8 protein-coding genes are annotated in these 11,856 nt (G+C 56.7%); 2 read left to right on the top strand and 6 right to left on the bottom strand.

The features are described from left to right. The 5 genes from F3J28_RS08140 to ppsR all read right to left on the bottom strand — a co-directional run. Positions 1–698, bottom strand: a 698-nt coding sequence (locus tag F3J28_RS08140; RefSeq protein WP_166874829.1) for a ChuX/HutX family heme-like substrate-binding protein, incomplete at its 3' end; no start/stop codon positions are given. Between the two features lie 11 nt (positions 699–709). Beyond that, complete coding sequence (locus F3J28_RS08135; protein ID WP_008456539.1) at positions 710–2,689, bottom strand: TonB-dependent hemoglobin/transferrin/lactoferrin family receptor; 1,980 nt, start codon at positions 2,687–2,689, stop codon at positions 710–712. A gap of 102 nt (positions 2,690–2,791) precedes the next feature. Next, complete coding sequence (gene hemP / locus F3J28_RS08130) at positions 2,792–2,956, bottom strand: hemin uptake protein HemP (protein WP_166874826.1); 165 nt, start codon at positions 2,954–2,956, stop codon at positions 2,792–2,794. 187 nt (positions 2,957–3,143) lie between these two features. Continuing rightward, on the bottom strand, positions 3,144–4,190 hold the full coding sequence (gene aroH / locus F3J28_RS08125; protein ID WP_166874822.1) for a 3-deoxy-7-phosphoheptulonate synthase AroH: 1,047 nt from the start codon (positions 4,188–4,190) through the stop codon (positions 3,144–3,146). Positions 4,191–4,360: 170 nt separating this feature from the next. Next, positions 4,361–5,194: a posphoenolpyruvate synthetase regulatory kinase/phosphorylase PpsR gene (gene ppsR, locus F3J28_RS08120; protein ID WP_008456534.1), complete on the bottom strand. Its 834-nt coding sequence runs from the start codon at positions 5,192–5,194 to the stop codon at positions 4,361–4,363. A 327-nt stretch (positions 5,195–5,521) separates the two neighbouring features. On the opposite strand from ppsR, the gene ppsA reads away from it, so the two are divergent. Further along, complete coding sequence (gene ppsA, locus F3J28_RS08115) at positions 5,522–7,900, top strand: phosphoenolpyruvate synthase (protein ID WP_166874819.1); 2,379 nt, start codon at positions 5,522–5,524, stop codon at positions 7,898–7,900. Between the two features lie 75 nt (positions 7,901–7,975). Here the strand turns inward: ppsA and F3J28_RS08110 are convergent, their stop codons facing one another. After that, complete coding sequence (locus tag F3J28_RS08110) at positions 7,976–9,538, bottom strand: alpha/beta hydrolase-fold protein (protein WP_166874817.1); 1,563 nt, start codon at positions 9,536–9,538, stop codon at positions 7,976–7,978. 151 nt (positions 9,539–9,689) lie between these two features. Between F3J28_RS08110 and F3J28_RS08105 the strand changes: the two genes are divergently transcribed. Next, entirely contained in the window at positions 9,690–11,852 is a 2,163-nt protein-coding gene (locus F3J28_RS08105) for a TonB-dependent siderophore receptor (RefSeq protein ID WP_166874814.1), read from the top strand. Positions 11,853–11,856: the final 4 nt, after the last annotated feature.

Genomic DNA, 11,856 nt, shown 5'->3' with positions numbered 1-11,856 from the left:
AAAAAAAAAAGTTGGGACAGCGCTTCGTTATCTACGCGACAGGCCAGATCGTCTTTCACCAGGCGGAAAGCCTGCTGGCGAGTCAGCTGATGGCGTTTAAGCAGCTGGAAGAACTGGTGTACATCGGTCATCGCGCGCCATTCTGCGTCCACTTTGTCGGCCTCGACCGTAGGCGTCATTACCGCTTCTTCAACGGCTTTGATCGCCAGCGGCGGATTGTCGGTGTGGATGAAACGGGTCAGCACCTGGCTCCAGGCTTCAACATCGGTGTTGTCGGTGGTGTATACCTTCAGCAGCGCATCACCCTGATGGTCAAAGAATTGAATGCTCTGGCGTTCGCCGCGAGCGGTCTCTTCCCTGACGTGGAACACGCTCGCCCACTGGTTCAGGAACAAACGCAGATCCAGCGCACGAGGATTCAGTACCAGCCCGGCGTGGCCGTTAAGGTGCTGGTTCTCAAAGCGGCCTACCTGCTCGTGAACGGCATATTCGTTGCGGCAGATGCACTTTGTTTCCCCCACGGCTTCCAGCGCGGCGAAGATCTCTTTCACATCGCCATTCAGGCGCCATGCGTCGTGCCCGACGCGGGCATGGGTCAGTTCCGCCTCGCTGATGTGCATCAGTTTGGCGATATCCCGGGCATATTTTTTCGGGTGTTCTTGCTTAAGCTGGATCCAGCTGTCGTAACGCTGACTCATGAATAACTCCTTTACCATTGATAGCTCACGAAAATTTTACCGTTACGGCCATCCTGCGGGAGACCCTGCGGTGACCAGTACTCTTTATCGAAGGCGTTGCCAAACACCAGCGTGGTGGTTAAACCGCGCAGCTGCTGCTGCCCTTTGTAGCTGACATAAAAATCGCTGACCGCGTAGCCCGGCTGCTGTGCATAGGAGCTGCTGATATGGGTGGAACGCTCGGCGAAGGTGCCGACCCAGCCCACGGAGAAGCCGCTGTGTGACACAGGGATGTCCAGGGTGGTGGTGACGGTGTCCGGGTTCAGGCTGGAGATGTACTCGCCGGTATCTTCATCTTTACCGCGGGTACGGTTATAGGCGGTATCCAGGCTGAACAGATCGGCGGTGTACTTCGCGTTGACGTCCCAGCCCCAAATTTTTGCTTTTGGCACGTTGTAGGACATGGTGGTCGCTTTGGCGAAGTCCACGGTGGTAGAGATGTAATCTTTCGCTTTGGTGTCGAAGTAGCTGGCTTTGAATTCCAGGCCGTCGTTAGCCATTGCCAGATTGTCGAAGCGCAGACCGAAGCCGTATTCCTGCGTTTCGTTGGTTTCCGGGCGCAGGTTCGGGTTTGGTACCCAATAGTTGGTGTAGCGAGTGCCGATAGAGAAGTGCTTGGAGTCGTTGTACATCTCGCCCATGGTCGGCGCACGGAACGCCTGCGCATAGGAACCAAACAGCATCAGCCAGTCGGTTGGGGTGACAGAAACCGCCCCGCGTGATGACCACTTGTCGGCATCCACGTCTTTATAACCCTGGCTGCTGCCGCTGTAGTTGTCATAACGCGTCCCGGCCAGGATAGAAATCGGCAGGTCGCGCAGGGTGATTTCATCCTGCAGCCAGCCGGAACCAAAGTTGATTTTCGCCTGTGGGAAACCGGTCGTCAGGCCACCAGGAGCCTGCTCCTGACGATAATATTCGCTGCCGTAGGTCAGCAGGTTAGCCGCGAAGCTGTCGCTAAACAGACGGCTGCGGTTTTCGAGCTTACCGCCTTTGGTCGTCTGTTTACGGAATTCACCCCCCTGATTAGGGGTTTCGGCGTTGATACGAGCTTCGGACCAGTAGGCCGTCGCGGTCGCGTTCAGCCAGTCGTTATCCTGCGGATTGAGGTGGTATTTCAGCTGCGCGTCGCGCTGAATGGTGGAGCGATTGGTCATCGGGTTGCTGGAGGCTGAGGCATCCGGCGTCTGCGGGTTTTTCGGTTCCTGCGCGTTGTTATTGTAGTAGCGCAGGGAGCCGGACAGCGACTGAGCCGAATCGATATACCAGGTGCCTTTGGTCAGCAGGTTGCCGATGTTTTCGTCATTAGGCGCGGTTTCACCGTTGCTCTGGCGCAGGTTACCGCGATCGCGGCTGGACCAGGCGACGACGCCGTCCAGGTTATCGGTACGGCCAAAGGCACTGGCGCCCATGCCGATGCTGTGGTCGCCGGTACCGCCGGTGCCGAAGACGCGGAAGCCGCTGTTTTGCCCGTCAAATAGCAGATCGGCGGCGTCTGCGGTTTCATAGGAAATAACACCGCCCAGCGCGCCGCTGCCGTACAGCAGAGCCGCCGGACCACGTACCACTTCAATACGCTTAATCAGCGCGGGATCGAGGAACGTACTGTTCAGGTGGCCGGTGTCGGTGCCCTGACGAATGCCGTCTACCAGGGTAAGTACGCCACGGCGGTCGTAACCGCGCATGTTGATGTCCTGGCCGTTGGTGCGCCCGGTGCCGTCGATGGTGATCCCCGGAACTTTGCGCAGCATGTCTGCGGCGGACGTGGACGTCTGGCTCTCTGGCGAATTCGCATCGATAACGCTCACCATCATTGGGGCTTCGAAAGTGCTGCGTTGGTTACCGGTGGCAACCACGGTCATTTGATCGTCTTTTGCGAAAGCGGGCAGGGCGGTAAATACGGCTAACGTGAGTACAGACAGACGAAAACCTGCTGTGTTGGTGCAAGGCATAGCGCAACTCTCCTAAGGAATATCGAAAGCGCTGGCTGCCTGGGTATGACCTGGGTGGCTGGCTAATTTCCCCGTTTGGGTGTGGGGAACGGTTTGTTTAATTTATTTGGTCAGGATCAGCTTCCCGGCCTGAGTCTGGCGTAACAGATATTGCTGTCCTTCATGGACGATAACAACGCGGCCATCGGCACCGAGCAGCGTTTTGCTGTCAACCTGGCGAGGTTCTGTCACGGGCTGTGGGCGGGCGGGGGTGAATGGTTTATCCATACGCTTCACTCTGTTTACAAATGACAATCAGTGTAACAATGAGAATCATTATCAGAAAAAGCCGAATCAGCAGCAAGCATTATTTGTAAGAATTGTGTGAATCAGGGAATTTCTTTGCGGGCGAGTTGTCGCGAGGCGTAATGCTATGATATCCGGCGGGTTATCAAGTTCCCGCCGGTAGAGACTATCAGAAGCGTCGGTCAGTGGCCTGCGCCAGCATCGCGACCAGCGCTTCCGTATCTTCCCAGTTAAGGCAAGGATCGGTGATCGACTGCCCGTAAGTCAGGGGCTGGCCAGCAACGATTTGCTGCGTGCCTTCTTTCAGGAAGCTTTCCGCCATGATCCCGGCAATCGCCCGCGAGCCGTTGCGGATTTGCGTGCAAACATCTTCGCAAACATCCAACTGACGGCGGTGCTGCTTCTGGCAGTTGCCGTGGCTGAAATCAATCACCAGATGTTCAGGCAAGTCAAACGCGCTCAGCGTGTCGCAGGCGGCGGCAATGTCTTCTGCGTGATAATTCGGCTGTTTGCCGCCGCGCATAATAATATGGCCGTAAGGGTTGCCGCTGGTCTGGTAAATCGTCATCTGCCCCTGTTTATCCGGGGAGAGGAACATATGGCTGGCACGCGCGGCGCGGATGGCATCCACCGCAATGCGGGTATTGCCATCTGTACCATTCTTAAAGCCAACCGGGCAGGAGAGTGCGGACGCCATTTCACGGTGGATCTGGCTTTCGGTCGTGCGCGCGCCAATGGCGCCCCAGCTAATCAGGTCGGCGATATACTGCCCGGTCACCATATCCAGAAATTCGGTTGCGGTAGGGACACCCAGCTCGTTGACCTGCAGCAGCAGGCGTCGGGCCTGTTCCAGGCCGTAATTAATGCGGTAGCTGCCGTTCAGGTCAGGATCGGAAATTAACCCTTTCCAGCCGACGACGGTGCGGGGTTTTTCGAAGTAGGTACGCATCACGATCTCAAGACGATCCTGATATTTTTCACGCAGCGTTTTGAGGCGGCGAGCATAGTCCATCGCGGCGTCAAGATCGTGGATCGAGCAGGGGCCGACGATAACCAGCAGGCGCTTATCTTCATCGGTGAGGATCTTTTCGATCCGGCGGCGGGCGGCGGTGACGTGCTGGGCAACCTCGGCGGAAACCGGGAAGCGCTCGGTTAGCTCAGCCGGTGTCACCAGGCTGTCGATGCGCGCGGTTCGCAATTCATCTGTTTTGTTCATTGGGTGTCTCAGAAATTTTGTCTTCTCTGCGGCAGATTTACCGGGAAGTGATGGGGATCACAATAAACCAAAGCTGACCGATTTCAACATTCGACCGACTTTGGCGAAAGGATTGCCCCACCGCAGTCTGTACACCCTAGCATACACGCTCGATCTTTTGTACTAGTTTCTTAGTACATGCGGCGATTCAGCCCCATAATGTCGAGAATTTTGGTCGCCATCTCTTCAACAGAATAGTTGGTGCTGTTGAGGTAGCGGATCTGGTTTTTACGGAACAGAGCTTCCACTTCGGCGACCTCCAGACGGCACTGGCGGAGAGAGGCATAGCGGCTGTTTTCACGCCGTTCTTCACGAATGGCGGCCAGGCGTTCAGGGTTAATGGTCAGACCAAAAAGCTTGTGCTGCAGCGGTTTAAGCACGGCCGGGAGCTGAATGTTGTCCATGTCATCGGCAATAAAAGGGTAGTTCGCGGCGCGAATGCCAAACTGCATCGCGAGGTACAGGCTGGTCGGCGTTTTTCCACAGCGGGATACGCCCAGCAAAATGACCTGCGCCTGATCGAGATTGCGCATCGAAATCCCGTCGTCGTGCGCCAGCGTGTAATCAATGGCGGCAATACGGGCGTCGTATTTCGTCAGGTTGCCGGGGTTAAGGCCGTGCGTTCGGTGGGCGACGGGAGTCGGGTCGAGTTTTAGCTCCTGCTGCAGCGGCGCAACCAGCGTTTGCACGATGTCCTGACAGAAACCTTCGCTCTGCATAATGATGTCGCGGATATTGGGCAGCACGATGGAATAAAACACCAGTGGACGCACACCGGTTTGTTGGTAAATAGCGTCAATCTGTTCTTTCACCGCTTTTGCGCGGCTTTCATTTTCAACAAACGGCAGCGTAATACTGTTGATAGATACCGGGAATTGTGACATGACCGCGTGACCAAGTACCTCTGCGGTAATCGCGGTGCCATCGGAAATACAAAATACCTGACGATCGACTAAATTATCCATTTTTATTCCTGAGCGGGGAACCTGTTTCCCTAAAGCATAAAGTAAAACAAGGGATTCCGAGTAGCGCTAATCTTAATTTAAAAAGTGAAATAGCGTTTTTAAATTTAATAAACCATCTCAAATATATTCAAATCAATACTATATCCATCTAAAATGTAAGGATTATATGATAATCAATGGTTTATGAAATGAGCGGATCTATCCGAAAATCTCATATTTTATTTTGCTTGAACGATTCACTGGTTTCATTCCCCCCTAAGAATATGCAAAGCTAAATACGAAGTCTGGTGTTTCTTGTACCCATTCATTTAAAAAAGGATTGTTTCGATGTCCAATAACGGCTCGTCACCGCTGGTGCTTTGGTATAACCAACTTGGCATGAATGATGTAGACAGGGTCGGAGGCAAAAATGCCTCCCTGGGTGAAATGATTACCAATCTTTCGGGTATGGGCGTTTCCGTCCCGAACGGTTTTGCGACCACCGCCGAGGCGTTTAACCTGTTTCTCGACCAGAGCGGCGTGAACCAGCGTATCTACGAGCTGCTGGATAAAACCGACATTGACGATGTGAGCGAACTGGCAAAAGCCGGGGCGCAGATTCGCCAGTGGATTATTGACACGCCTTTCCAGCCTGAGCTGGAGCATGCCATTCGTGAAGCGTACCAAACGCTCTCCTCCGATGATGCCGAGGCCTCTTTTGCGGTGCGTTCTTCGGCCACTGCGGAAGACATGCCGGACGCTTCCTTTGCCGGGCAACAAGAAACTTTCCTCAACGTGCAGGGCTATGATGCCGTGCTGGTGGCGGTGAAACACGTTTTTGCCTCGCTGTTTAACGACCGTGCAATCTCCTACCGCGTGCATCAGGGCTACGACCACCGCGGCGTGGCGCTCTCCGCTGGCGTTCAGCGTATGGTGCGTTCCGACCTCGCTTCTTCCGGGGTGATGTTCTCCATTGATACCGAATCCGGTTTCGATCAGGTGGTGTTTATTACCGCCGCGTGGGGCTTGGGTGAAATGGTTGTGCAGGGCGCCGTAAACCCGGATGAATTCTACGTGCACAAGCCAACGCTTGAGGCGGGTAATCCGGCCATCGTTCGCCGCACCATGGGTTCGAAAAAAATTCGCATGGTCTACGCTCCAACGCAGGAACACGGCAAGCAGGTGCGGATTGAAGACGTGCCGGAAGCCGATCGCGACCGCTTCTGTATTACCCAGGAAGAGATTCAGGAACTGGCTAAGCAGGCGGTACAAATCGAAAAACATTATGGCCGCCCGATGGACATCGAGTGGGCTAAAGACGGCCATACCGGCAAGCTGTTCATCGTTCAGGCTCGTCCGGAAACCGTGCGTTCTCAGGGCCAGGTGATGGAACGCTACCAGCTGCACGCGCAGGGGCAGATCGTGGCGGAAGGCCGCGCGATTGGTCACCGCATCGGCGCGGGTCCGGTAAAAGTGATCCACGACATCAGCGAAATGAACCGCATCCAGCCGGGCGACGTGCTGGTCACCGACATGACCGACCCGGACTGGGAACCGATCATGAAAAAAGCGGCGGCGATTGTCACCAACCGCGGCGGGCGTACCTGCCACGCGGCCATCATCGCACGTGAGCTTGGTATTCCAGCCGTTGTGGGCTGTGGCGATGCCACCGAGCGCATGAAAGACGGCCAGAACGTGACCGTTTCCTGCGCCGAAGGCGACACCGGCTACGTTTACGCGGAGATCCTCGACTTCACCGTGAAAAGCTCCACGGTTGATGCCATGCCGGATCTGCCGCTGAAGATCATGATGAACGTTGGCAACCCGGATCGTGCGTTTGACTTCGCCTGCCTGCCGAACGAAGGCGTTGGCCTGGCGCGTCTGGAATTTATCATCAACCGCATGATTGGCGTGCACCCGCGCGCGCTGCTGGAGTTCGACAAGCAGGAGCCCGCGCTGCAGGCGGAAATCCGCACGATGATGAAAGGCTATGACGATCCGGTTGAGTTTTACGTGGGTCGCCTGACCGAAGGGATCGCGACTTTAGGCGCGGCGTTCTGGCCGAAGCGCGTGATTGTGCGTCTGTCTGACTTCAAATCTAACGAATACGCCAACCTGGTGGGCGGCGAGCGTTATGAGCCGGAAGAAGAGAACCCAATGCTGGGCTTCCGTGGGGCAGGTCGCTACGTGGCAGACAGCTTCCGCGACTGCTTCGCGCTGGAATGCGCGGCCATGAAGCGCGTGCGTAATGAAATGGGCCTGACCAACGTCGAAGTGATGGTGCCGTTTGTGCGTACCGTTGCCCAGGCAAAAGCGGTGGTTGAGGAGCTGGAACGTCAGGGCCTGAAGCGCGGTGAGAACGGGCTGAAGATCATCATGATGTGCGAGATCCCGTCCAACGCCCTGCTGGCGGACGAGTTCCTGCAATACTTTGACGGCTTCTCCATTGGCTCGAACGACATGACGCAGCTTGCGCTGGGCCTGGATCGTGACTCTGGTGTGGTGTCTGAACTGTTTGACGAGCGTAACGACGCGGTGAAAGCGCTGCTGTCGATGGCGATTAAAGCGGCGAAGAAACAGGGTAAATACGTCGGGATCTGTGGGCAGGGGCCGTCCGATCACGAAGACTTTGCCGCCTGGCTGATGGAAGAGGGGATTGACAGCCTGTCCCTGAACCCGGACACCGTGGTGCAAACCTGGCTCAGCCTTGCTGAACTGAAGAAGTAACGTTTGACCCTTCTCTTCCACAAAGAGAGGGGATCCGGCCCGGCGGCCTGCGTTAAGCGGTCACCGGGCCGACACTTATCCCCGCTTAATCAATTCCTTCATACCGGTAATAATGGCCTCGCACCAGGCGGCGTAATCATGCCCGCTCGACCAGGGATTAAAGCTCACCTCGTAGCCCTTTTCACGCAGCGCGGCTTCAAGCTGTTGCGTATTACGGTAAATACCGCCGTCTGCGCCTTTGCTTTCAAAGCGTCCCGCCTGCAGCCAAAAACGCACCGGCAGGCGCGGGGATGCCTGGTACTGCCGGGTTAACCAGCCGGGCGCTTCGCCCTCGGGTGCCCACCAGTAAGAGCCGGACAAACTCAGCACGTTGCCAAACGCTTCGGGATGGCGAAGCGCCACCCAGGCTGAAGCCAGGCCGCCGTAGCTGGAGCCTGCCACGATGGTTTTTTGTGCCGGGGTGGTGATGCCCTGGCGGCGCAGCCACGGCACCAGCTCTTCGGCCATAAAATCGGCGAAATCGGGATTGGGCGGCAGCTCTTTTTCACGTCGCTCGCCGTCGAGGCTGTCGATAAACACGGCGTTAACCGGCGGCAGGGCATGACGGGCTATCAGGCCGTCCAGCACATTGGCGAGATGATAACGGTCCTGATACATACGGCCATCGAACAACATTAGCGTCCAGCGGGCCGGCTGCCCGCCGCGTGGCCGGTAGACGGTGACTTCCCGACGGTTGGCCAGCTTTTTGCTTTCTACCTGATAGCGAACCAGGGAGCCCTGCCGAATCGGCTCGGCGGTTGCCTGCGGGGTAAAATAGCGGTGGGTGGTCAGGTCTAAAAGTGAGAAACGATTCCAGCGGTCGCCTTTGCCTGAGGGGCTGAATTGCGGGTTAAGCGGGTCGGTCTGAGCCGATACCAAAATCGCCCGGCGCTGCTCGCGCGCGGTGCCTTCCACAAGAGGAACGTCGGGGGCAAGTTTGTACTGCATAAGCGTATCAGCCGGCACCACATAGCTGCGGTACCAGACGTCGGACTGCCCGAGGCGGAACATCGGGTCATGGTCACCGGCCGGTGACCCGAGCACAAACACGTTGCCCTGCGCGCCTCGCCACAGGAACGTCACGCGTTTGCGGCTGGCATCGATGGGCTCGACCAGCGGCGTGCCCTGCTCGCGCCTTTCCTGCCAGAAGGCTTCCGTACTTGCGCCGTGGTTCAGAGCCTGCTCAAGCGCCAGCAGTGTCGGGCTTTCCGGGGATTGTTCGTCGTTACGCTTGAGCGGCACGGTTTCACGGATCTGCCAGCGAAACAGCCAGCGCCTGCCGGGTTCACCGCGAAGCACCAGCGTAGAAGGCTGGCCGACGGGCAGGGCAAAAAGCGGATTGTGCTGGCCATCCACCGGCCCATTTTCCACCAGCGAACGCCAGAGCCTGCCTTTGCTGTCCACCAGGCTGGCGTCGGTTACGCCGCTCAACCGGACGTTGGCGTAATTTTCACCCAGCGCCGGAAGGCCAAAGCAGATTTCGCCGCTGGCGTCGAACTTCCCATCCTGCTCACCCTGGCTGCCGGTAAAAGTACAGGTCGCGGCCACCGCCGACGCTGAACAAAGCCCCAACATTAATGCGCTCCACGCGGCTCTCATCGTGTTTATCATTCCTGATAAAAAAGTGCATACACGCTAATGCAAATGAGATTGATTTGCAATAACATTGCGAGTCGTTGCGTTTTACGACAAAACGTAACAGGAGAGAAAGGCGAACTTAATTCACCTAATCACATGGGATGTTACGGTCATGCACTTTAAAAATAATAAGGTAACCTGCGGCCTTTGGCTGATGGGATTCAGTGCCCTGGGGATGGGAAACGGCGTTCAGGCGCAGGAGCGGCAGGGCAGCGAGGAAACTCTGGTTGTTACCGGCTCCGTTAGCGAGGATCCTTCTGCGCCGCTGAAGGGGATGGTGGCTACCAAAACGCTGTCTGCAACGAAAACCGCGGCTGATTTGCTCAAAACGCCGCAGTCGGTTTCGGTGATTACCCGCGACCAAATGAACGCGCAGGATGTTAGCTCCGTGTCGCAGGCTTTGCGCTATTCGGCCGGGGTGCTGACGGAGTATCGGGGCAGTTCGAACCGCAACGATGAGGTGTTTGTGCGCGGCTTCAGCTATGCCCCAAAATATCTTGACGGACTGAGCTATGGTGCGACGGCGTCTTCCCAAACTGGGACGTTTGACCCGTGGCTGCTTGAGCGCGTGGAGCTGGTGCGCGGCCCGGCATCCGTGCTGTTCGGCCAGGTGAACCCCGGCGGGCTTATCAGCATGACCAGCAAGCGGCCGACAAGGGAAGCGATACATGAAGTGCAGTTCCGCTCAGGCAACCAGCATCTGGCCGAGGGGGCTTTTGATTTTGGCGGCTCGCTAAGCGACGATAACCGGGTACTTTATCGCCTGAACGGCATCGCACGCACGCAGCACAGCCAGGTGGCCGATTACAAAGAGCAGCGCCTGGCGATTGCGCCGGCGCTGACCTGGTATCCCAACGAGCAGACTCGTTTTACTTTACTGACCAGCTACCAGAAAGACCCGAAGGCAGGCTATCGTAACTTCCTGCCTGCCGCAGGCCTGGTGACGGAAACCACGGCGGGGTATATCCCGCTGGACTTTAACGTTAGCGATCCCAGTTACGATCAGTCGTGGCGCGAGCAAACGATGGTGGGCTATGAGTTCGAGCACAGCTTCAACGATATCTTCACCTTCCGCCAGAACGCCCGTTACGCCAGCATCAAACAGAAGTACCGTTACCTCGTGTATTCCACCTCTAAAAGCGAGACGCTACTTTCGCGCCGTGCGCAGCGAGAAACGCGTGATACCGATGAGTTTGGCGTGGATAACCAGCTTGAGGCGCAGTTTGATACCGGCGCGCTGGGGCATACGCTGTTAGGCGGCCTGGATTACAAGTCTAACCATGACCGGCAGCAGCTCAGCCGCGGTACCGGGGGGAAATACGATCTGTACTGGCCGAATCCGGTATATGGCCTCAATGTGGACGAAAGCACCTTCAGCGCGGTGAACGACGACCAGCAGAATCTCGACCAGACGGGCGTGTACCTGCAGGATCAGCTCAGCTGGAACAACTGGCAACTGTTGCTTTCCGGGCGTTATGATTGGGCCGAAGTGCGCACGACGGACAGGCTAAAAAGCAAAACGACGCAGCAGAATGACAGCAAGTTCACCTGGCGTACGGGGCTGCTTTACGCCTTTGATTTCGGTCTGTCGCCGTATATCAGCTACAGCACCTCGTTTGAACCCAATCTGCAGACCAACCGCGCGCCAGGCGCTGCGCCGTTCGATCCAAGCCTGGGCAAGCAGACCGAAGTGGGCCTGAAGTATCAGCCGCTGAAAGAGACCTTCATGACGCTGGCGCTGTTCGATCTCCGCCAGACAAACGTTGGAACCTACAACAGCGCGCTGGGTTGGTTTGAAAACGCCGGTGAAATCCGTTCTAAAGGGCTTGAGGCGGAGGTGCATTCCACGCTGTTTAACAGCCTCAACCTGATAGGCTCTTACACCTGGACGGATGCGGAAACCGTGAGCACCACCGTGGCGGGCACCGAAGGAAAAACGCCCGCGCGTGTTCCAACACATATGGCGTCGGCGTGGGGCAGTTACACTATTCCTGAAGGCCTGCTGAAAAACCTGACGGCAGGTGTCGGGGTTCGCTACATCGGGACCAGCTATGGCGATGCGAAAAATACCTTTAAAGTGGCGGCCGTGGATCTCTATGACGCCATGCTGCGTTACGAGCTGGGAGAAGTGAGCCCTGATTTAAAAGGGGCCGCCCTGCAGTTCAACGTCAATAATCTGTCGGACACAAAATACGTGGCGTCCTGCGCGTCGGATTCAGCCTGTTTCTACGGCATTGGCCGCACCTTAACCGCCACCGTCAGCTATCGCTGGTAAGGAG

The sequence above is a fragment of the Enterobacter sp. Ap-1006 genome (assembly GCF_011752835.1).
In the GTDB taxonomy this organism is placed as follows: domain Bacteria; phylum Pseudomonadota; class Gammaproteobacteria; order Enterobacterales; family Enterobacteriaceae; genus Cedecea.
Note: the sequence above shows the minus strand (reverse complement) of the source record. Positions and strands in the feature narration are given on the sequence as shown.

Excerpts from the sequence above, each read along its gene's own strand:
- F3J28_RS08135 (WP_008456539.1), bottom strand. The coding sequence starts at position 2,689 with ATGCCTTGCACCAACACAGCAGGTTTTCGTCTGTCTGTACTCACGTTA.
- hemP (WP_166874826.1), bottom strand. The coding sequence starts at position 2,956 with ATGGATAAACCATTCACCCCCGCCCGCCCACAGCCCGTGACAGAACCT.
- aroH (WP_166874822.1), bottom strand. The coding sequence starts at position 4,190 with ATGAACAAAACAGATGAATTGCGAACCGCGCGCATCGACAGCCTGGTG.
- ppsR (WP_008456534.1), bottom strand. The coding sequence starts at position 5,194 with ATGGATAATTTAGTCGATCGTCAGGTATTTTGTATTTCCGATGGCACC.
- ppsA (WP_166874819.1), top strand. The coding sequence starts at position 5,522 with ATGTCCAATAACGGCTCGTCACCGCTGGTGCTTTGGTATAACCAACTT.
- F3J28_RS08110 (WP_166874817.1), bottom strand. The coding sequence starts at position 9,538 with ATGAGAGCCGCGTGGAGCGCATTAATGTTGGGGCTTTGTTCAGCGTCG.
- F3J28_RS08105 (WP_166874814.1), top strand. The coding sequence starts at position 9,690 with ATGCACTTTAAAAATAATAAGGTAACCTGCGGCCTTTGGCTGATGGGA.